Consider the following 21,486-nt stretch of genomic DNA (forward strand, 5'->3'; position numbering starts at 1 on the left):
CGGTCCTCCAAATCACATGTCCTTCTCCGCCTGGCTCGAACTGCTTGCCTCCGGCCTCATCACCGGCGGCATCTATGCGCTCGTCGCTCTCGGACTGAACCTGCAGTACGGGCTGATGCGCATCCTGAACATTGCGCATGGCGAGTTCCTCATGGTGGGGGCCTACCTCACCTGGATGGCACAGACCTCGCTCGGCCTGAACCCGCTGTTCATGGTGCCGGTGTCGTTCGCGATGCTGTTCGTGCTGGGCTGGGTGGTGCACCGGCTGTGTTTCCGCCGCCTCACCGCCACCTCGCCCAACCTCGACATCTTTGAAGCGCGTGGCCTCATGGTGGCCTTCGGGCTGATGTTCCTGGTGCAGAACTTCGCCTCCTGGATGTGGGGCGGCGACCTGCGCGGCTACGACTTCCTGACCGATCCGGTGCAGATTCCACTGCCCACGGGGGAGGCGCAATTTGCCGGCAACAAGCTGCTGGTGTTTGCGCTGGCCCTGCTGTTCTCGGGCGCGCTCATCGTGCTCATGCGCACCACCTTGCTGGGCAAGGGCGTGCGCGCGCTGATGCAGTCGCCCACCGGCGCGCAGCTCATGGGCATCAACACGCGCCGCCTGCACCCGCTCATGTTCGGCATCGGCCTGGGTCTGTCGGGCGTGGCGGGTTGCCTGATCTCGATGGCCTACACCATCAGCCCGTCGATGGGCGAGCCCTACACCATCACCGCGCTCATCGTCATCACGCTCGGCGGCTTCGGCAGCATGGGCGGCGCGCTGGCCGGCGGCCTGCTGCTGGGCGTGATCGAAGCCCTGGGCATGCACTTCACCAACCCCTCGCTCAAGGCCTTGTTGAGCTACGTGGTCTTCATCAGCGTGCTGCTTTTGCGGCCTGAAGGTCTGTTTTCCCGCAAGTCAAGAAAAGCATGACCTCCCGTCAGTACCTCATCCGCGACCTGCTGGTCCTCTTCGGCCTCACCGGCTGGGCGCTGGCGCTGCCGGGCTTCGCCAGCGAGTTTGCCGTGTCCATGGCGCTCACCTGCCTGATGTACATCGCGCTCTCGTCGAGCTGGGCGCTGTTCTGCGGCACCACGCGCTACCTGTCGCTGGCCACCTCGGCCTTCTTCGGCATCGGCGCCTACACCAGCGCCATCCTGCTGGAGCAGCTCTCGTGGGTGCAGGCCATCGCCATGGGCTCCCTGATCGCGGCTGCAGTGGCGGTGGTGATGGGTGCGGCCGTGCTGCACCTGCGCGGCACCTATTTCGCGGTGCTCACCTTCGGCATGACCGAGTTGATCCGCCACGCCATCAGCTATTTCGAGAAGAGCGTGACCGGCACCGTGGGCCGCGTGCTCATGGTCGTGCCCGACCGCGACACCATCTACCTCACCGTGCTGGCACTGGCGGTGATCACGGTGGCGCTGTCGATCACCATCCGGCGCACCCGTTTCGGCCTGGCCATGCTGGGTATCGGGGCCGACGAACAGCGGGCGCAGACACTGGGCGTGAACACGCGCTGGGTGAAGGTGGCGGGTTTTGCCCTCACCGCCGCGGTGGCCGGTGCGGTGGGCGCGGCCATGTCGGTGCGCTGGACCTACATCGACCCGCACACCGTGTTCAACCCCTTCATCGGATTCCAGACCGTGCTGATCGCGCTCATTGGCGGGGCGGCCACCCTGTGGGGGCCGTTGATCGCCGCCATCGTCTTCAGCGTGCTGGCCGAAACCCTGCGCCTGCAGGTGCCGCAGATCTACATGATGTCGCTGGGGTTGCTGCTCATCCTGTCGGTGCTGTACCTGCCCGGAGGCCTGGCGTCGCTGCGCACCGAGACGTTCCGCGGTTGGCGCGATGGCGCGAAGGCCTGGTGGACAGAGACGCGCGACGATTGGAGTGGTGAGACGAAGCGGCGCAAGCAACTCGACAAGAGCCTGAGGGAGCGCCGCGATGTGTTTTGAAGTGAAGCAAGCTCCGTTCGGGCTGAGCTTGTCGAAGCCCCTCCACGCACACATCGCAAGAGCCCTTCGACAAGCTCAGGGCGAACGGTTTGAGGCGGGCCCGATGCTGCGTGGGAGAAACCTGACATGACCGCGCAACCCCTTCTCGACGCCCGCGACATCACCGTGCGCTTCGGTGGTCTCACCGCGGTGGACGCGGTCAGCGCGCGCTTCATGCCTGGCGAGCTGGTGGGCATCATCGGTCCCAACGGAGCGGGCAAGACCACGTTTTTCAACGCCATCTCCGGCGTCACGCAGGCCACCAGCGGCAAGCTGCTGATGCAGGGGCGCGAGCTCAGTGGCCAGGGGCCGCACCGCTTCGCCGCCGCCGGTCTCGCGCGCACCTTCCAGACCCCGCGCACCTTTGCAGACATGCTGGTGCGCGACAACATCGCGTTCGGCCTCAAGTTCGCCGGTCGCCGGCCGCGCAAATACATCTGGTGGGGCGAAGAGACGACCGTGCCCTGGGTGCTGCGCACGCCCGCGAGCATCCTGGGCCTGATCGGTCTGTCCGACCAGGCCGATCTGCCGGCCGCGGCCATCACACCCTCGCAACAGCGCCTGCTGGAAATCGGCATGGCGCTGGCCACCCGGCCGCGCATGCTGCTGCTCGACGAAGTGGCCGCCGGTCTCACCGAAAACGAGGTCGAAGAGATGGCCCGCCTGATCCGGCGCCTGCGCGACGAGCTCGACCTCACGGTGGTCTGGATCGAGCACGCCGTGACCACGCTGCTGCGCCATGTGGAGCGCGTGATCGTGCTGCACCAGGGCAGCAAGATCGCCGACGGAACGCCTGCCGAGGTGGTGCGCAATGCCGAGGTGATCGAGGCCTACCTGGGTGACGAGATGAACGAGCCCGATGCCCGGACCCCCGAGGAGGCCACCGCATGATGTGGTACCGCCCCAACCCGTTTGAACTCGGCGGCGGCGCACGCGCGCGCCTCAAGGTCGATGGACTGTCGGCCGGTTACGGCGCCTTTCTCGTGCTGCGCGACCTGAAGCTCGACATCCAGCCCGGCCTCACCGTGGTGCTCGGCCCCAACGGCGCGGGCAAGACCACCTTGCTCAAGGCGCTCAACGGGCTGATCCCGCGGGTCGGCACGGTGCTGCTGGACGGGCGCGAGTTGCCCGAGAAAACGCACGAGATCGTGCAGGCCGGCGTGGCTCTGGTGCCCGAGGGCCGCCAGCTGTTTCCACAGCTCACGGTGAGGGAAAACCTCGAACTCGGTGGCTGGCTGGTGCCCAAGGCGCAACGCCCCGAGCGCCTGGCCCAGGCCTTCGTGGATTTCCCCAAGCTCAAGGAGCGTGCCTCGCAACTGGCGGGCACCATGAGCGGCGGCGAGCAGCAGATGGTGGCGGTGGCGCGCGCCATGATGTGCGCGCCGCGCCTGCTGATGCTCGACGAGCCGTCGCTCGGCCTGGCGCCGAAGATGGTCGACGAACTGCTCACCATCGTGCGCCGCATTGCCGACAGCGGCACCACCGTGCTCATGGTCGAGCAGAACGTGAAGAAGGCCCTCGCCGTGGCCGACCGGGGCCATGTGATGGAACGCGGCACCCTGGTGGCCAGCGGCCCGGCGAAGCTGCTCGCGCGCTCCACCGTGATCCGCGAGGCCTACCTCGGTGCCGACAAGGACCCCGCCACCGGCACCACCAGTGCGGCCGATGCGGTCCAGCGACGCAAGGCCGTGGCGACCACTTAAGTGCGTCGTTCGGGCTGAGCGGGTCGAAGCCTTTCGACAAGCTCAGGGCGAACGGGAATGTGAAACCGATCCAACAGGAGAACCCCATGTCCGACATGTCCATGCTCATCAACGGCCTCAAGGTCACCGCCGAAAAGGGCGCCACCTTCGAGCGCCGCAACCCGCTCGACGGCAGCGTGGCCACGCGCGCACCCGCCGCTTCGCCGGCCGACGCGGTGATGGCGGTGGAGGCCGCCGCCGAAGCCTTCAAGACCTGGAGCGAATCCGGCCCGAGCCTGCGCCGCGCCTTGCTGCTCAAGGCCGCCGACGCACTTGAAGCCAAGACGCCCGCATTCATCGAGGCCGTGTCGGCAGAGACCGGCGCCACCGGCATGTGGGGCGGCTTCAACGTGATGCTCGCCGCCGGCATGATCCGCGAGGCCGCCTCGCTCACCACCCAGGTGTCGGGCGAAGTGATTCCGTCCGACGTGCCCGGGTCGCTGGCCATGGGCATTCGCCAGCCGGCCGGCGTCGTGCTCGGCATCGCACCGTGGAACGCCCCCATCATCCTGGCCGTGCGTGCCATCTGCGTGCCGCTGGCGTGCGGCAACACCGTCATCCTCAAGGGCAGTGAGAACTGCCCGCGCACCCACCAGCTCATCATCGAGGCGTTCCAGGACGCGGGCTTTCCGCCCGGCGTGGTGAACTACATCACCAATGCCCCGGCCGATGCGGGCGCGGTGGTCGAAGCCATGGTGGCCCACCCGGCGGTGCGGCGCGTGAACTTCACCGGCTCCACCAAGGTCGGCAAGATCATCGCGGCCACCTGTGCCCGTTACCTCAAGCCGGTGGTGCTCGAGCTCGGCGGCAAGGCGCCGCTGGTGATCCTGGACGACGCCAACCTGGACGACGCGGTCAACGGCGCGGCCTTCGGCGCGTTCGCCAACAGCGGCCAGATCTGCATGAGCACCGAACGCATCATCGTGGACAACAAGATCGCCGACGCTTTCGTGAAGAAGTTCGCCGACAAGGCCAAGGCGCTGCCCGTGGGCGATCCGCGCAAGCCCGAGCCGGTGGTGCTCGGCTCGGTGATCGGCATGGGCACGGTCAACCACTGCAATGAACTGATCGACGACGCGCTGGCCAAAGGCGCCAAACTGGCGTGCGGTGGCAAGTCGGACACCACCCTCATGCCCGCGACCGTGCTCGACCACGTGACGCCGGCCATGCGCATCTACCACGAAGAAACCTTTGGCCCGGTGAAGTGCGTGGTGCGCGTGAGCGGCGTGGAAGAAGCGATTGCCTGCGCCAACGACAACGAGTACGGTCTCTCGGCCGCCGTGTTCGGCGGCGACATCGCCCGTGCCTTCAACGTGGCCCGCAAGATCGACAGCGGCATCTGCCACGTCAACGGTCCCACCGTGCACGACGAAGCGCAGATGCCGTTCGGCGGCGTCAAGGGTTCGGGCATCGGTCGGTTCGGTGGCAAGGCCGGCATCGCCGAGTTCACCGAACTGCGCTGGATCACCTTGCAAACCACGCCCCGTCACTACCCGTTCTGAAGCCGGCAGCCGGCTTGAAGGGCACGGGTGTCGATGCCCGTTCAAGCCTCGCTTTTGAACCACTCGGCACCCTTCGCCGACTGAAATAGTACCCAGGGAGAATTCATCGGACAGACCTGAATAACTAATCTTTGCAGTGGCGCCGGTCAGACCTGTCCGGCCTTCTGCGTGGCCTCTGGCACGCGTGTCCCACCCCCCCCGCGAGTCCATTGCCATGCCACTGCCCGGTCTGTCCCGTTGCGCCTTCGTCGTGCTGGGCGCAACGCTCCTGCCTGCCACCTCCGTGGCCAGGGATCTCCTTCCCGTTTCCGCCGGTGCCACACAGCCGGCGCCTGCCGACGGCAGCCCCACCGAGCCGGACCGCCGGCCAGGGCGCACCCCCTCGGCCGCTGCGTCTGTGCAAGCCGGCGGCCTGACGCTCAACGAACAGGGGGCCAGCTACCGCAGCGGGTCCAGCCGCGAGCGCCTGCAGTTGCGCCTGGGGGCGAACACCGGCGTGGACGCCGGGGCTTCGGTGGGCGTCGACTACGCCAGGCTGCTGAATGATCGTTGGGCACTCGGCGTCAACGCCAGCGCCGGTGCCCGCCGCGCGCAAGACCTCATGTTCAACGGCCTGTACTCGCCCGGGGCCGATCTGCACATCGGACTCTCGCTGGGATGGTTGCGCAGCACCGACAGCTACCGTTTCCACTCCGGTTCCGACGAGGTCACGGTCAACCAGGGCAGTGCCTTGCTGCGCGCAAGAAAACAGTTCGACCGTGGTTCGCTGCTCACGCACGTGAGCGCCAGCGCCTACCTCGCGCAGGCCCGCAAGCCCGATGTGGCGGATCGGGTCATGACCGAGGAAACCGCCACCCTGATCCGCTTCCTGGTCGACCCGCGCGAGATATCGCCGGGCCGCCTGCAAGGGTTTTCTCTGGGCCTGGGCATGGCGCCCTGGCCCAACGGTGACATCCGGATCGGGCTCGGCAGCGAACGCCTGCTGCACCGGTTTCTCGACGGCTCCACAGCCGCACAGCGCCGCCTGAGCGCCAGCCTCGATGTCCGTCACACGCTGCCCGGCTGCTGGCAAGTGGAGGGCAGCGTCGCATCGGGGGTGGCCAGCAACCGCTTCAGCCTGGGTGTGAGAAAAGGCCCGTGGATGCTGGCCGCGTCGCGCGACGCCAGCCGCCAGGCCCAGTCCAGCCAGACCCGGCTGGTCGCCGGCCTCAACCTGCCGCTGGGCCAGGCGGCGCCGGTCTGCCGGTCTGCCGCGGGTGGCTCGTTGCCGGCGCTGCAGCGGCTCGACGAGGTCTTCACCCGCCCGAGCCAGCTGCCCACCCGTGCAATGGCCCGGGTCGACCCGACCGCCCGTCCCTCCCTGCTGGCCAGTCTCGACAAAAGCGGTCTGGCCGGCGCCACCGCCACCGCCACGCCCGAGGCCCTGATCCTGAGCCTGGTCGATCCGGCGATCGCCGTGGCCGACCTGTTCATCAATGGACTGCAGGTGGCCAACGTCGGAGCCAACGGACAGCCATTGCTGTGGGTGCAGGGCACTTCCCTGTACATCGGCGTGGGCCGCCTGCCCGGCATCGCCGTGGGTCAGACGGTCCCTGTGGAAGCCGTCGTTTTGCTCGCTGGTGGCGGTCTTGCCCTGGTGTCCTTCAACGTCACCGGGAACTGAGCCATGCAAGCCTCCCCTTTGTCCTCGCGGATGGGCCGCGCCTTCCTGACCCACCTGGCCTCCTGGCTGCCACGACCGCGTCGGTTGCTGGTGCTGCTGCTCCTGTGCACGCCACTGGCATGGGCGTCGGTGAGCATCACCGGAATGGTCATCACCACCCTGCAGCAGATCTCGTTTGCGCAGGACAGTGTGGACCTGGTGGTGAACCAGACCGCCACACAGACGGCCACCAGCCGCTACAGCCGGGGCCCCGTGACCTATGTCAGCAGCCATCCCGCCGTGGCCGAGGTGGACGCACGCAGCGGCGCCGTCACCGCGCTGCAGGTCGGGTCCGCCACGATCACCGCCACGCAGGCGCCCGCCGCTCCCTATCCGTCGGCCAGCGCCCGTTACACCGTGCGGGTGTCGGGGCAGGCCCCCGTCTTCAATCCCTGGGCGTTGGCGCCCGTGGTGTTCGGCACGCCATCGTTCAACCTGGCGCCACCCACATCGAACAGCCAGGGCGCCATCACCTACAGCAGCGAGAACCCGGCCGTGGCCGACGTCACGCCGCAAGGAATGGTCGAGGTGAAGGGCGTTGGAAGAACCGGAATCGTGGCGCAGCAGGCCGCGCAGGGTGGTTTCGCGGCCGCCAGCACCCGGGCCGAACTGGAGGTTCTTCCGGTCGTCCCGGTGCTCACCTGGAGCGATCAGATGGTGACCCTGGGGACCACCATCACCCTGCAGCCACCCGCCAGCCAGACCGGGCTCACCCGGCCGTTCACCTACACCGTGGCAGACAGCCTGCTGGCCGACGTGACAGCCAACCAGATCACTGGCCGGGGTGTGGGCACGACCCGCATCCGTGCGCAGGTCGAGGCCGGTGGCAACCATGCCGAAGCCAGCGTGGAAGCGGTGCTCACCGTGCGCGCCGCAGACTTCTTCATCACCGGCTTCAACGACATCGTGCGCACCTTCGATGCGGTGGACAGCGCCGCCAATGCGTTCGATCTGCCCGACCTGGACAAGCCCTCCGGCAGCTCCGCCGGTTTCAGCTTCACCAGTTCCGACCCGTCGGTGGCCACCGTTGCGGGCCAGCGCGTGACCGTGCTCGGGGTGGGCAGCACCACGCTGACGGCAACACTGTCTGCCGATCCGCTGCGCCACGGGCCCGCCACGGCCAGCGTCCGCCTGCAGGTGCTGCCGGCGCTGCCGCTGGTCACCTTCGCCCCGATCGCCAAGGCGGTGGGTGATGCGGCATTCGTGCCGGCTTTCATCAGCAACAGTGGGGGCGCGGTGACCTTCTCGCTGGTCAATCCCGAGCCGCCCGATCTGGCCACGCTGGCCAGCGACGGCAGCATCACCCCCGTCAAGCCGGGCACCGCCACGCTGATGGCCACACAGGTCGAGGCGGGCCACTTTGCCGCCAGCACCCACACCACGACGCTGACCATCACCGCCCAGCCTCTCGTTGCCAACACGCTGGCACTGGCACCGTTCGAAAAACTCGCGGTGGACACCCCCTTTGTCCCCGCCTGGACCCTTCGAAACAGCACGGCCGAGCCGATTGTCGTGACCAGCAGCAACAGCGCGGTGGCAACGGTCGGCAACGACGCGCAGACCGTCACGCTCACCGGCCTGGCGGGCACCAGCCTGATCACGCTCACCCAGCAGGCCACGCCCACGCACGCCGGTGCATCGGTGAGCGCCCTGATGACCGTGCGCCAGCAGCCGGCCACGGCAGCGTCGTTGACGCTGTCGGACATGTCCAGGGTCTTTGGCGATGCCGCCTTCACGCCGCAGGTCGGCACCTCCAGCGATGGGGCGGTCAGCTTCAGCAGCGGCAACGAAGCGGTCGCCGTCGTCGACAGCACGGGGCGCTTCATCCGCATCGTCGGGGCCGGCCGCGCCAGCATCACCGCACGCGTGGCATCGACCGCCCGGTTCCAGGGCGCAGAGGCCACCGCCACACTCACCGTGAACCCGCGCGACCCGGGCCTGCAGGTCCGGGATGTCTACCGACAACTTGCCATGGGCCCCTTTGATCTTGCCGTGGAAAAGCGTGGCAATGGTGTGGTCACGGTGACCAGCAGCAATGCCGCCGTGGCGACCGTCGGAGGAGCGCAAGGCCTGACCATCACGCCGCTGAGCCCGGGACAGACCACGGTCACCGTGACGGTCGCGGAGGATGCCAACCACACGGCGTCCAGCGCCAGCGCGAGGGTCCACATCACGGCAGAGCAAGCCTCGTTGCGTTGGTCGGTCCCGCCGCAAATCGTCTTTGATGCGGCCGCTCCGACGCTGACGTTGCCGGTGCTGGAGTCCAACAACCGCTCGGGTGCCATCAGCTACAGCAGCAGCGACACCAGCGTGGCCACCCTCGTCGGCAACACGCTGACCCTCACCGGCAGGGCCGGCAGCGTGACGCTGACTGCCACACAGGCCCCGGGAGACGGCTATGTCGAGTCACGGATCAGTGCCAACGTGAACGTGGTGCTTTCCGCACCGACCACCATCGAACCTGTGGCACCCACACTGGTGGTCGACGCGCTGATCGAGCGTTCGCTGGCGCAGGGCGCATTCCGCCCGGCCATCCAGACCAACAGCCCGGGTGCCATCACCCTGAGCGTTCTGTACGGTCCGGTGACCCTGGGTGCCGACGGCCGCACACTGACACCCACCGCGTCCGGTGAAGCCGCTGTCAAGGTGGTCGTGGCGGCCACCGCTGCCTTCACCACCGCCGAGAGGACCATCGTCATCAAACTGTCGGCCGGCGCGCCGGTGATCGAGTTTGCGCCCATGACGCGCAACTTTGACGATGCCGACTTGACGTTCGACATCCCGACACCGCTCTCGAACAGTCCGGGTGCGTTCACCTACATCAGTCTCGATCCTGGCGTGGCCGAAATCGTCAGCGGCACACAGATCAAGGTCAAACGCGCCGGAACCGCCGTCATCCGGGCGGTGCAGGCCGCGGCCTTTCCGTACGAGTCTGGGCAGGCCGACACCACGCTGACCGTGCATGCGCAGCCCAACACCCTGAGCTTCGGCGCCCGGCGGGCCATCACCCGCAGCACCAGCGACCTGCCGTTCGCCTTGCGTGCCACGTCGAACAGCCCGACGACCATCGAGTACCTCTCGACCAACGAGGCGGTGGCCACCATCGATGCCAACGGCGTGGTCACGCTCCAGGGTGCGGCGGGCAGCACGGTCATCGTGGCCACGCAGGTCACGGGCTGGACCCAGTACGCCCCCGGTCGCGCCGAGATCGCTCTCACCGTGACACCACCCGAGGCCACGGGCCTGACGCTGTTCGACTTCACGGTGCCGGTCGATCGGGGCACGGTGCTCCCGCCCTACACCACGCTCAGCAGCCGCCCGGTGGTGGTCGAGGTGGACAACGCCCTGGTGGCCACGGTGGAGCCCGATGGCCAGACCCTGCGCCTGCTCTCGGTCGGCACGGCCGGGGTCACGGTGAAGCACCCCGCCACCGACACCCAGGCCGAGGTGGCCGTGCGTGCCGTGTTGACCGTCGGACCCGCCACACCGGTGATGTCGGGCTTGCCCACCGCCATCGAGCGCACCTGGACCGGCACCAGCACAGCCATCACGCTGTCACCCCTGTCGCCCAGCAACGGTGAGTTCAGACTGAGCAGCGACGCGCCCGGCGTGGCGCAGGTCAACGGGCTCACCGTCACGCTGGTGGGGCCCGGCACCGCCCGCCTGACGCTGACCCAGGGGCCGGACGCTTCGTGGTCGGGCGGCAGTGTCGTCATCCCGGTGACGGTGAATCAGGCGCTTGCTTCACTCGACAACATGACCCGCAGCCATGGCGACCCTGGTTTCGAGCTGCCCGCCATGCTGGGCGGCGTGTCGGTCAGCTACACCAGTGACAACCCTGCGGTGGCGCTCATCGGCGGCGCCGACAGCCGCACCGTGAGCCTGACCGGCGTGGGCACGACCGTGCTGACAGCACGCAGCGGTGCCAATGGGGTGGTGGCCTCGGCCGTGCTGACCGTTCAAGCCGGACTGCCCCGCTTGATCCTGGCCGACACGGTGCTGCCCTCCACAACCCTGGCGACCACCCTCAGGGCCACGTCGAGCAGCACGGGCGCCATCCGCTATGCCGTCACCGGCGGCGCCACCGGCATCGTTCGGCTCGACGCACAGGGCATGCTGCTGGTCCAGGGCACGGGCACCGTGCAGGTGACCGCCACCCAGGCGCCCGATGCCAACCACCTCCAGGCCAGCGTGGTGGCCAGCATCACCATCGCAGCGGGGGATCCGGGCTTTGTCGTGACCTCGGCGCCTGCCGCGCCTGTCCTGCAGGGCGGCACCTTCGAGATCCGGTACCGGGCCAACAGCCTGGCCGGAGCCGGTGACGTCGAGCCCATCCTTCTGGCCTTCCAGGGTTCGGACGTCAGCCTCAGCAACCACATCACGCTGATCTCCCAGTCGATACCCACCCGGGTGGATGAAGACGGTGTCATGGTCTTCAGGATGGCCATCGATGCACCGGTGGGAGCGGGGCACCGCATTGGCTTCTCTTTCCGGTCGACCGACCCCGGATTCAACACCCTGGTGGCCAACAGTCCTCCGGTCGCCAGGAACATCGAGGTCGCTGCCGTGGACCAGCAGTACAACCTGGGCTTGCCGTTCACGCTGGACTTCAACATCGAGAACACGGTGGTGGTCCCGTCTGTTCGTGACAGCCGCGGCAACCTCGCGCCCTTGGTCAGTTGCAACCTCAGGTCCAGCAACCCGGCCGTGCTGCGCGAGGATTACTCCAACGACAACCCTCACCAGGGCTGGCGCACCGTGGGGGTGGGAGAGGCCACCTTGTCCTGCTCGAACCATGCCGGCGTGCGCGGCGTGACCGTGACCGTTCTGCCGGGCGATCCGAAGCTGCGCGGCTTCGAGTCCATGAGCCTGAGCCTGGATGCGCCGACGCGCCCCATCGTGGAGCCGGTTTCCCTCAACACCACGGGAGCCTGGACCTACGAGATCCTCAACAGCCAGAGCGCGACCGGCGCGCTCGTCGCGGTGATCGAAAACGGGGCGGTGGTGGCCAGGGCGCCCGGCAGCGCCGTGCTGCGCGCCAGGCAGGCGGCTGCGGGGGCGTACCGCGCGGCACATGTCGACGCACTCATCAGCGTGTCGCCTTCGGTGCTCACGGGCTTCCAGGATGTCACCATGACCTTTGGCGACGCCGATTTCCGCATGCCGCTGCCCGGCAGCAGCGACACCACAACACCGTTTGTGCTGACCAGCAGCAACCCCGATGTGGCCACCATTTCCGACCTCAACCGGGTGAGCATCCGGTCAGCGGGCACGGCCATCATCACGGCGACGCAGGGCCAGTCCCGGCCCGTCACCGCCGTGCTCACCGTGCGCAAGGCGGTTCCCCGGCTGGTGTTGCGGGTGAAGCCCTGGGTCGAGTTCGAGCAGGAAACCTGTCCGACGCTCCCCCCGACCCTGATCACCTGGCCTTTGCCCAACCAGACCACCCTGGCCGGTGTGAGCCTTGTCAGCGACAGCGATGGCGCCGTCCAGTACGGATCTTCCGGTGGGTTTTTCTGGAACTGGAACCGGTCTCAGCCCACGCCGGGCAACGTCGGGCAACTGGCGCTGGCGGTTCCCGACCAGAGCGGGCGCTCGCCGCGCCTGACCCACCGGATCTGGGTGACCCAGGCCGAGTCTGCCAACCACCTGTCGGCCACCAGTGAAGCCTTCGAGTTCATGGTGTCCGACAGCCTCCCCGCCACCGCGCCCTGCTCCCGGTAGCGGTCCAATGAACCAGGGGCATGGCAGCCCCTGGTTCGTGCCGGGTGCAGCGGGGCGACGGCTCTGCGAAAATCGCGCGATGAACGCGACCAACACCACCGAACTCATGCACACCCTGGGCCAGCAGGCCAAAGCGGCCTCGGCGCTCATGGCCCAGGCCAGTGCGGCCACCAAGCAGCGCGCCTTGCTGGGTCTGGCTTCCCTGCTGCGCGCCAACGTTGACGCCCTGCAACAGGACAATGCCCGGGACCTCGACCGTGCCCGTGCCGCCGGCCTGGCCGAGCCGATGGTGGATCGTCTGAAGCTCACGCCGAAGGTGATCGAGACCTGCGCCCAGGGTTGCGAACAGCTCGCGGCCATGCCCGAGATCATTGGCGAGATCACCGGCATGAAGCAGATGCCCAGCGGCATCCGGGTCGGACAGATGCGGGTGCCCCTCGGCGTGTTCGGCATGATCTACGAGAGCCGCCCCAACGTGACCATCGAGGCCGCCTCGTTGTCCATCAAGAGCGGCAACGCGGCCATCCTGCGCGGCGGCTCCGAGGCGATCGAGTCCAACCGGACCCTGGCCGCACTGGTGCAACGCGCCATGGTCGATGCCGGCCTGCCCGCCGACGGCGTTCAGCTCGTGCCCACCACCGACCGCGCTGCCGTGGGCCAGCTCATCACCATGCCGCAGTACGTGGACGTGATCATTCCGCGCGGCGGCAAGGGGTTGATCGAGCGCATCAGCGCCGAAGCCAGGGTGCCGGTCATCAAACACCTCGATGGCAACTGCCACACCTACGTGGACGACCCCTGCGACCTGTCCATGGCGGTGACCGTGGCCGACAACGCCAAGACCCAGAAATACAGCCCCTGCAACGCCACCGAAAGCCTGCTCGTGGCGCGTGGCGTGGCGGCCGGCTTCCTGCCGAAGATCGGCGCCATCTTTGCGGCCAAGGGCGTGGAAATGCGCTGCTGCCCCGAAAGCCGGGCGATGCTCGCGACCGTGCCGGGTGCGAACCTCAAGGAGGCGACCGAGGCCGACTGGTCCGAGGAGTACCTGGCTCCTGTCATCAGCATCAAGCTGGTCGAGGGTGTGGACGAGGCCATCGCCCACATCAACCGCTACAGCAGCCACCACACCGACGCCATCCTCACCACCGACCACCGGCATGCGCAGCGGTTTTTGCGTGAGGTTGATTCGGCAAGCGTCATGGTGAATGCGAGCACCCGCTTCGCAGATGGGTTCGAGTTCGGCCTGGGCGCTGAAATCGGCATTTCGACCGACAAGTTCCACGCGCGCGGGCCGGTCGGTGTCGAGGGCCTGACCTCGCTGAAGTACGTGGTGCTGGGCGAGGGCGAGGTGCGGGGCTGATCGGGGGGGGCGAGCCGCCGTCGCCTTGAAAGGGTGTCACACGGCCCCATTACACTGACTACCCCCACCCGTTGCCGCCCAAGGCCCTCTCCTATGGTCCCCCACCTCGTCACTGCCCTGACCGGCCCCATCAACGAGCTTGAGCAGCGCATCCTCGAGTCCACACCGGTGATCGAGCGGTGGTTCCGGCTGGAGTGGATGGAACACACGCCGCCGTTCTACAGCTCGGTGGACGTGCGCAACGCCGGCTTCAAGCTCGCTCCTGTGGACACCAACCTCTTTCCCGGCGGCTGGAACCACCTCACCCCCGAGATGATTCCGCTGGCGGTGCAGGCGGCCATGGCCGCGATCGAAAAGATCTGCCCGGAGGCGAAAAACCTGCTGCTGATTCCCGAGAACTCCCGCGACTCCTTCTACCTGAGCAACCTGGCCCAGCTGCAGCGCATCTTCTACATGGCCGGTCTCAATGTGCGGCTGGGCTCCATGTCCAACGACATCAAGGTGCCCACCACGATCGAATTGCCCGGCGGCGAGAAGGTGGTGCTGGAGCCTTTGATCCGCACCAAGCGGCGCCTGGGCCTGAAGAATTTCGACCCTTGCACCATCCTGCTCAACAACGACCTGAGCGCCGGCGTGCCCGGCATCGTGGAAGACCTGCACGAACAGTACCTGCTGCCGCCGTTGCACGGAGGCTGGCCGACGCGGCGCAAGAGCCACCACTTCAAGGCCTACGAGGAGGTGTCCAAGCGCTTCGGCAAGCTGCTGGGCATGGACCACTGGCTGATCAACCCGATGTTCAACCAGTGTGGCGAGGTCGACTTCAACACCGACGCGGGGCTCGAGTGCCTGCGCAGCAACACCGACGCCTTGCTGGGCAAGATCCGCCGCAAGTACAAGGAATACGGCATCAACGAGAAGCCGTTTGTGGTCGTGAAAGCCGACAACGGCACCGGCGGCATGGGCATCCTCACGGTGCGGGACGCCCGCGAGATCGACAACCTCCCGGACAAGACCCGGGCCCACATGGCCGTGACGCAGGCCGGGCAGGCGGTGCACGAGGTGATCATCCAGGAAGGGGTGCTGACCAACGAGCGCATCAACAGCGCCGTGGCCGAACCGGTGGTCTACATGATGGACCGCTATGTGGTCGGCGGCTTCTACCGCGTGCATGCCGACCGCGGTGTGGACGAAAACCTCAACGCCCCCGGCTCCAGCTACGTGCCGCTGGCTTTCGAGCAGAGCGCCCAGCTGCCGCAGCCCGGTGTGAAGCCGGGTGCCAGCGTGCCCAACCGCTTCTACATGTACGGGGTGATCGGCCGTCTGGCCATGCTCGCGGCCAGTTACGAGCTGGAAGCGACCGACCCCGACGCCGAGGTCTACGAATGAGTTGCTGCGGCGCAACATAAACCCAGAAGCCGCGTTTTGGGGCGCCCAGCCCACCGACACGCCGGCCGGCACAGGCGCAGAATCGCGATCCCCGGACAACGAACCCAGGCCCAAAAGGCCGGGTTTTTTCGTGTCAGCTTCCAAATCGTCTCTTGCCGCGCTCACCCTGGGCGCCATCGGCGTGGTCTATGGCGACATCGGCACCAGCGTGCTGTACGCCGTCAAGGAGGTCTTCGGATCCGGCCACGTCGAGTTCACCCACGCCAATGTCTACGGCGTCCTGTCCATCCTGTTCTGGACGCTCACCGTCATCGTCTCGCTGAAGTACGTGCTGCTGGTGCTGCGGGCGGACAACGGCGGTGAGGGCGGCCTGATCGCGATGCTGGCGCTGGCCTCCACCGCGGTGAAAGACCGGCCCGGGCTGCGCCAGGCCCTGCTGGCCATCGGCATCTTCGGCACGGCGCTCTTCTATGGCGACGGCGTCATCACGCCGGCCATCTCGGTGCTCTCGGCGGTCGAGGGCCTGGAGGTGATCTCGCCGGCCTTTCGCCAGTACGTGGTGCCGATCACGCTGGTGGTGCTGTTCGCGCTGTTCGCGGTGCAAAAACGCGGCACCGGCGGCATCGGCCGGTTTTTCGGCCCGATCACGGTGGTGTGGTTCATCACCATCGCGGTGCTCGGCGTGGTGCAGATCGTGGACCACCCGGAGATCCTGGCCGCGCTCAGTCCGCACCATGCGCTGCGCTTCATGTGGCAGCAGCCCGGCACCACCTTCATCATCCTGGGCGCGGTGGTGCTCTGCGTCACCGGTGCCGAAGCGCTCTATGCCGACCTCGGCCACTTCGGCAAGAAGCCGATCCGGCTGGCCTGGTTCCTGGTGGTCATGCCCTGCCTCACGCTGAACTACTTCGGCCAGGGCGCCCTGTTGCTGGCCCGGCCGCAAGCCGTGGTCAACCCCTTCTTCAACATGGCGCCCGACTGGCTGCTGCTGCCCCTGGTGCTGCTGGCCACCATGGCCACGGTGATCGCCTCGCAGGCGCTCATCACCGGGGCCTTCAGCGTGACCAAGCAGGCCATGCAGCTGGGCTATCTGCCGCGGCTGCAGGTGCAGCACACCAGCGAGCACGACACCGGCCAGATCTACATGCCCTTCGTCAACTGGGCGCTGTTCGCTGCGATCGTGCTGGCGGTGGTGATGTTCCGGTCGTCGACCAACCTGGCTGCGGCCTACGGCATCGCGGTCACGCTGGACATGTTGATCACCACCGTGCTCACCTTCTACGTGATCCGCTACAGCTGGAAGTACCCGCTGTGGCTGTGTCTGGCGGCCACCGGCTTTTTCTTCGTGGTGGATCTCGCGTTCTTCACCTCCAACCTGCTCAAGCTGTTCGCCGGCGGCTGGTTCCCGCTGCTCATCGGCGGCGTGGTGTTCACGCTCATGATGACCTGGAAGCGCGGCCGCAGCCTCATGGCCCAGGCCCAGCAAGCCGATGCACTGGACCTGCCGAGTTTTCTGGAAGCCGTTTTCGTGAGCCCGCCGGTGCGGGTCGCCGGCACCGCCGTGTTCCTCACCGCCGAGCCGGGCACCGTGCCCAACGCCATGCTGCACAACCTCAAGCACAACAAGGTGCTGCACGAGCAGAACCTGTTCGTGACCGTGCGCAGCCACGAAGTGCCCTGGATCGCCGCCGGCCAGCGCCTGCAGATGCAGGCGCTGGCGCACGACTGCTGGGCCGTGACGCTGAACTACGGCTTCAAGGACGAGCCCGACGTGCCCAAGGCCTTGCAGCTCATGCGGGGACACGGCTGTGAACTCGAACCCATGACCACCAGCTACTTCTTGTCCCGCGATGTCGTCACACCCACGCTGGGCGGCGGCATGGCGCCATGGCGCGAAAAGCTGTTCGCCCAGATGCACCACAACGCCAGCGCGGCCGCGCAGTTCCTGCACCTGCCGAACAACGCGGTCATCGAGCTGGGCTCGAAAATCGAAATCTAGACAGACCGGCCTGCGCGCTGCGCCGCTTGGGCGGGTGGCTACCCCCACGCCCACCCTCCGTTCTGGCTGAGCCTGTCGAAGCCCTCGCCAACACCCCGGCATGCCCCTCGACAGGTTCAGGGCGAACGGGAGGGGGTTGTCGTTCCGAGCGGCATGGACAATCGCTCCATGGCCTTTCTCCGTGATGTGAAACTCTCTGCAGCCACCGCCGGCTTCGTCGCGGTGCTGGTGGGCTTCACCAGTTCGGTGGCCATCGTGTTCCAGGCGGCGCAGGCGTTTGGCGCCACGCCGGCGCAGATCACCTCGTGGATGTGGGCGCTCGGGCTGGGCATGGGTCTGGCCTCGGCCATTCCCTCGCTCATCCTCAAGCAGCCCGTCATGGTCGCCTGGAGCACACCGGGTGCGGCGGTGCTGGCCACGGCGGGCATCGCCGGGGGCTTCTCCATGGCCGAAGCCATCGGCGCCTTCATGGTCTGCGGCGCACTCATCACGCTGGTGGGCGTCACCGGCTGGTTCGAGCGCGTGATGAACCGGATCCCGATGGCGATGGCCGCCGCCTTGCTGGCCGGCGTGCTGGCGCGCTTTGGCCTGCAGGCCTTTGCTGCTGCGCAAACCGCACTGGTGCTGGTGGTGCTGATGCTGCTGGCCTACCTGCTCGGGCGGCGACTGGCGCCGCGCTATGCGGTGGTGATCACGCTGGTGGTGTCCGTGGCCTTCGTGGTGCTGCGCGGCCAGTTCAACGCCGGTTCGCTCACGCTGGCGCTGGCCATGCCGGTCTTCACCGCGCCGGTGTTCACGCTGGCCGCCCTCACCAGCCTGGCGCTGCCCTTGTTCGTGGTCACCATGGCCTCGCAGAACCTGCCGGGTGTGGCGGCCATCCGCGCAGCGGGCTACAGCATGCCGATCTCGAAAATCATCACGCTCACCGGCGTGGTCACGCTGCTGCTCGCGCCCTTCGGCGCGTTCGCGCTCAACCTCAGTGCCATCACGGCGGCCATCTGCATGGGAGAAGAAGCCCACCCCGACCCGAAGAAGCGATACACCGCCGCCGTCACCTGCGGCGCCATCTATGTGCTCATCGGCCTGTTCGGTGCGGCCGTCACCGGGCTGTTGATCGCGTTCCCGCGCGAGCTGGTGCTGGCCATCGCCGGCATCGCCTTGCTGGGCAGCATCGGTGGCGGCCTGAATGTGGCTCTGAAGGACGACACCCACCGCGAAGCCGCGCTGATCACGTTTCTGGTCACGCTCAGTGGTGTGGTGATTGCCGGCATCGGTTCGGCCTTCTGGGGCGTGGTGGCCGGCGCCCTGGCGCTGTTTGTGCAACAGTACGGCCTTCGTCAGAAAAGCAAGCCATGAACATCCTCGTTGTCGCCGACCCGCTGGTCACCTTCAAGACCTACAAAGACACCACCTTCGCCATGATGCGCGAGCTGCAGAAACGTGGCCACAGCCTGGCCGCCTGCGAGCCGCAGCATCTGCAATGGCAGACCGGCCAGCCCGTGAGCGCGCTGGTGCGCCGCATCGAGCTCACCGGCGCTGCCGATGACTGGTACCGCGTGCTGCACCAGGGCCGCGAGGCTTTGCACACGTTCGACGCGGTGCTCATGCGCAAGGACCCACCGTTCGACAGCGAGTTCTTTTATGCCACGCACCTGCTGGAGCAGGCCGAGCGCGAGGGCGCCAGGGTGTTCAACAGCCCGCGGGCGCTGCGCGACCACCCGGAAAAGCTCGCGCTCATGGAGTTCGCCCGGTTCGCGCCGCCGACCCTGGTCACGCGCTCGCCCGAAGCGATCCGCCACTTCCACGCCGAACACAAGGACATCATCCTCAAGCCGCTGGACGGCATGGGGGGCATGGGCATCTTTCGCGTCGGTCCCGACGGCATGAACCTGGGCTCCATCACCGAAACGCTCAACCAGGGCGGCGCCACCAGCGTGATGGTGCAGGCCTACCTGCCAGCCATCGTGGAAGGCGACAAACGCCTGCTGCTCATCGGCGGCAAGGTCGCACCCTTCGTGCTCGCGCGCATTCCTCAAGGCACCGAGCTGCGCGGCAATCTCGCGGTCGGTGGCAAGGGCGTGGCCCAGCCGCTGAGCGATACCGACCGCGCGATCGCCGAAGTGGTCGCGCCCATCCTCGCTGCGCGCGGCCTGCTGCTGGTGGGGCTGGACATGATCGGCGACAAGGTGACCGAGATCAACGTGACCAGCCCGACCTGTTTCCAGGAAATCCTGCAGCAGACCGGCTTCGATGTGCCGGCGATGTTCGTCGATGCGCTGGAAGCGGCGATGGCATGAGCGAAGAAGACGAGGAAGCCGCAGCGCCGGGCCGCCCCAGGCAAGGCGAGCCCCCTCTGGGGGCAGCGACCCGCGAAGCGGCGCAGCGTGGGGGCTCTGATGGTCAGCCTCGCAACCCGCTGCACGGCCTGACGCTGGAGGCCATCGTCACCGCGCTGGCCGACCACTACGGCTGGGAAGAACTCGGCCGGCGCATTCCGGTGCGCTGTTTCAACCTGGACCCCAGCGTGGGTTCGAGCCTGCGGTTTCTGCGCAAGACACCGTGGGCCCGCGAAAAGGTCGAGGGGCTGTACCTCTTCATGCTGCGCGAAGAGCGCCGCGCCGGCCGGGGCTGAAGGGCACTGCGGCCGGCGGTGCTCAGTGCACCGTGGCCCTGGAAAACACGTTGAGCACCACCACGCCGGCAATGATCAGGCCCATGCCGAGCAGGCCAGCGGCGTCGATGCGCTGCCCGTAGAGCAGCCAGGCCACGGCGGTGATCAGCACGATGCCCAGGCCCGACCAGACCGCGTAGGCAACACCCACCGGCACGCTTTTGAGCACCACCGACAGGCAGTAGAACGCCACGCCATAGCCCACCACGACGATCAGTGACGGCACGAGTCGCGTGAAGCCCTCGCTCGCCTTCAAGGCGGTGGTGCCGATCACCTCGGCCACGATGGCCAGTCCCAGCATCATCCAGGCGTTCAATCGGTGGTCTCCCCTGGGGTTCAAAGTTGTCTGAAGAAGGCAGACTCTGCCACAGCAAGGCATCGGTTGTCTGTCCGCTGCCAACGCCTGAGTGGGCAGAATGCCCGGACGCGCCCTCGGTGGGCAGGAGGAAACCGATGCGGATACGGAAGTTTTTCGGCCTGGCGGTGCTGGCACTGCTGGGCCTGGCGGGTGTCTGGGTGGCGACGAACTGGGCGCCCGATCGCCCGGTGGCGTCGCTCAAGGCCCGCTGGGCTCCCGCGCCCTCGCAGTTCGTTCCGATCGCGGGCATGGACGTGCACCTTCGCGATGAGGGTCCGCGTGACGACCCGCTGCCCATCGTGCTGGTGCACGGCACCTCCGCCAGCCTGCACACCTGGGACGGCTGGGTCGAGGCCCTCGCAGGGCAGCATCGCGTGATCCGCGTCGACCTGCCTGGGTTCGGACTCACCGGGCCATCACCCGACGGAGACTACAGCCTGCCCGCTTATGCGCGCTTCATCGTGCAGGTGATGGACCAACTGGGCGTGCAGCAGGCCGTGCTGGCAGGCAACTCCCTGGGTGGGGCGGTGGCCTGGAAAACCGCCGTGGACCACCCGGCCCGCGTCGGCAAGCTGGTGCTGGTGGATGCGGCCGGCTACCCGATGGCGGCGCAGTCCATTCCCCTGGGTTTTCGGCTGGCGAGCATGCCGGCACTCGCGCCCCTGCTGCGCAACGTGCTGCCCCGGGGGCTGGTCGCATCGAGCGTGCGCAATGTGTATGCCGACCCCGACAAGGTCACGCCGGCGCTGATCGACCGCTACCTTGAACTGAGCTTGCGTGAAGGCAACCGCGAGGCGCTGCGCGCCCGTCTGCAGGCCGGCAACGAAGCGTTCACCGCGCAGATCGCGCAAATCAGGCAACCCACGCTGGTGCTGTGGGGCGCGCAAGACCGTCTGATCCCGCCGTCGCAGGCGCAGCACTTTGCCCGCGACATCCAGGGCAGCCAGGTGCAGGTGTTCGAAGGCCTGGGCCATGTTCCCCACGAGGAGGACCCCGCTCGCACCGTGGCGGCGGTGCAGGCGTTTCTCGGGCAGTGAAAGGGCGGCCCATGCCGCCTGT

15 protein-coding genes are annotated in these 21,486 nt (G+C 67.5%); 14 read left to right on the plus strand and 1 reads right to left on the minus strand.

All coding sequences use genetic code 11. From position 1 onward, the window contains the following. Positions 1–16: 16 nt before the first annotated feature. From QUV35_RS05505 to QUV35_RS05565, 13 genes are all read left to right on the plus strand, one after another. A complete protein-coding gene (locus QUV35_RS05505; protein WP_300871460.1) occupies positions 17–919 on the plus strand; it encodes a branched-chain amino acid ABC transporter permease in 903 nt (300 codons plus the stop codon). Next, complete coding sequence (locus QUV35_RS05510; protein ID WP_300871462.1) at positions 916–1,944, plus strand: branched-chain amino acid ABC transporter permease; 1,029 nt, start codon at positions 916–918, stop codon at positions 1,942–1,944. The genes QUV35_RS05505 and QUV35_RS05510 overlap by 4 nt, the downstream gene beginning before the upstream one ends. 126 nt (positions 1,945–2,070) lie before the next feature. After that, positions 2,071–2,874 carry an ABC transporter ATP-binding protein gene (locus QUV35_RS05515; protein WP_300871464.1) on the plus strand — a complete coding sequence of 268 codons (804 nt, stop codon included), beginning with the start codon at positions 2,071–2,073 and terminating at the stop codon, positions 2,872–2,874. Beyond that, positions 2,871–3,686, plus strand: a complete 816-nt coding sequence (locus QUV35_RS05520) for an ABC transporter ATP-binding protein (RefSeq protein WP_300871466.1) — start codon at positions 2,871–2,873, stop codon at positions 3,684–3,686. The genes QUV35_RS05515 and QUV35_RS05520 overlap by 4 nt, the downstream gene beginning before the upstream one ends. Before the next feature lie 86 nt (positions 3,687–3,772). Further along, positions 3,773–5,227 (plus strand): aldehyde dehydrogenase, encoded by a 1,455-nt coding sequence (locus tag QUV35_RS05525; RefSeq protein WP_300871468.1) that lies wholly within the window; start codon positions 3,773–3,775, stop codon positions 5,225–5,227. Between the two features lie 184 nt (positions 5,228–5,411). Continuing rightward, a complete protein-coding gene (locus QUV35_RS05530; protein WP_300871470.1) occupies positions 5,412–6,890 on the plus strand; it encodes a hypothetical protein in 1,479 nt (492 codons plus the stop codon). 3 nt (positions 6,891–6,893) lie between these two features. Next, on the plus strand, positions 6,894–12,653 hold the full coding sequence (locus QUV35_RS05535) for an Ig-like domain-containing protein (protein ID WP_300871471.1): 5,760 nt from the start codon (positions 6,894–6,896) through the stop codon (positions 12,651–12,653). A 79-nt stretch (positions 12,654–12,732) separates the two neighbouring features. Continuing rightward, on the plus strand, positions 12,733–14,013 hold the full coding sequence (locus tag QUV35_RS05540; protein ID WP_300871472.1) for a glutamate-5-semialdehyde dehydrogenase: 1,281 nt from the start codon (positions 12,733–12,735) through the stop codon (positions 14,011–14,013). A gap of 93 nt (positions 14,014–14,106) precedes the next feature. Then, on the plus strand, positions 14,107–15,399 hold the full coding sequence (gene gshA, locus QUV35_RS05545) for a glutamate--cysteine ligase (protein ID WP_300871474.1): 1,293 nt from the start codon (positions 14,107–14,109) through the stop codon (positions 15,397–15,399). Between the two features lie 130 nt (positions 15,400–15,529). Continuing rightward, a complete protein-coding gene (locus QUV35_RS05550) occupies positions 15,530–17,398 on the plus strand; it encodes a potassium transporter Kup (protein ID WP_300871475.1) in 1,869 nt (622 codons plus the stop codon). Between the two features lie 168 nt (positions 17,399–17,566). Continuing rightward, on the plus strand, positions 17,567–18,754 hold the full coding sequence (locus QUV35_RS05555; protein ID WP_300871477.1) for a benzoate/H(+) symporter BenE family transporter: 1,188 nt from the start codon (positions 17,567–17,569) through the stop codon (positions 18,752–18,754). Next, the gene (gene gshB, locus QUV35_RS05560; RefSeq protein WP_300871478.1) at positions 18,751–19,695 is read left to right on the plus strand and encodes a glutathione synthase; all 945 of its coding nucleotides are present in this window, start codon (positions 18,751–18,753) and stop codon (positions 19,693–19,695) included. The genes QUV35_RS05555 and gshB overlap by 4 nt, the downstream gene beginning before the upstream one ends. Continuing rightward, positions 19,692–20,030, plus strand: coding sequence for a VF530 family protein (locus QUV35_RS05565; protein WP_300871480.1), 339 nt, complete (start codon positions 19,692–19,694; stop codon positions 20,028–20,030). The genes gshB and QUV35_RS05565 overlap by 4 nt, the downstream gene beginning before the upstream one ends. 22 nt (positions 20,031–20,052) lie before the next feature. Here QUV35_RS05565 and QUV35_RS05570 read toward each other — a convergent pair whose 3' ends face one another. Then, the gene (locus QUV35_RS05570) at positions 20,053–20,385 is read right to left on the minus strand and encodes an SMR family transporter (protein ID WP_300871481.1); all 333 of its coding nucleotides are present in this window, start codon (positions 20,383–20,385) and stop codon (positions 20,053–20,055) included. Between the two features lie 137 nt (positions 20,386–20,522). Between QUV35_RS05570 and QUV35_RS05575 the strand changes: the two genes are divergently transcribed. Next, a complete protein-coding gene (locus QUV35_RS05575) occupies positions 20,523–21,464 on the plus strand; it encodes an alpha/beta fold hydrolase (RefSeq protein WP_300871483.1) in 942 nt (313 codons plus the stop codon). Positions 21,465–21,486 lie beyond the last annotated feature (22 nt).

The sequence above is a fragment of the Hydrogenophaga sp. genome (genome assembly GCF_030373225.1).
In the GTDB taxonomy this organism is placed as follows: Bacteria; Pseudomonadota; Gammaproteobacteria; order Burkholderiales; family Burkholderiaceae_C; genus Hydrogenophaga.

Bases quoted from the DNA above. Each gene is read 5' to 3' on its own strand.
- gshB (WP_300871478.1), top strand. From the start codon at position 18,751: ATGAACATCCTCGTTGTCGCCGACCCGCTGGTCACCTTCAAGACCTAC.
- QUV35_RS05535 (WP_300871471.1), top strand. From the start codon at position 6,894: ATGCAAGCCTCCCCTTTGTCCTCGCGGATGGGCCGCGCCTTCCTGACC.
- gshA (WP_300871474.1), top strand. From the start codon at position 14,107: ATGGTCCCCCACCTCGTCACTGCCCTGACCGGCCCCATCAACGAGCTT.
- QUV35_RS05555 (WP_300871477.1), top strand. From the start codon at position 17,567: ATGGCCTTTCTCCGTGATGTGAAACTCTCTGCAGCCACCGCCGGCTTC.
- QUV35_RS05525 (WP_300871468.1), top strand. From the start codon at position 3,773: ATGTCCGACATGTCCATGCTCATCAACGGCCTCAAGGTCACCGCCGAA.
- QUV35_RS05575 (WP_300871483.1), top strand. From the start codon at position 20,523: ATGCGGATACGGAAGTTTTTCGGCCTGGCGGTGCTGGCACTGCTGGGC.
- QUV35_RS05505 (WP_300871460.1), top strand. From the start codon at position 17: ATGTCCTTCTCCGCCTGGCTCGAACTGCTTGCCTCCGGCCTCATCACC.
- QUV35_RS05510 (WP_300871462.1), top strand. From the start codon at position 916: ATGACCTCCCGTCAGTACCTCATCCGCGACCTGCTGGTCCTCTTCGGC.
- QUV35_RS05565 (WP_300871480.1), top strand. From the start codon at position 19,692: ATGAGCGAAGAAGACGAGGAAGCCGCAGCGCCGGGCCGCCCCAGGCAA.
- QUV35_RS05515 (WP_300871464.1), top strand. From the start codon at position 2,071: ATGACCGCGCAACCCCTTCTCGACGCCCGCGACATCACCGTGCGCTTC.
- QUV35_RS05520 (WP_300871466.1), top strand. From the start codon at position 2,871: ATGATGTGGTACCGCCCCAACCCGTTTGAACTCGGCGGCGGCGCACGC.
- QUV35_RS05540 (WP_300871472.1), top strand. From the start codon at position 12,733: ATGAACGCGACCAACACCACCGAACTCATGCACACCCTGGGCCAGCAG.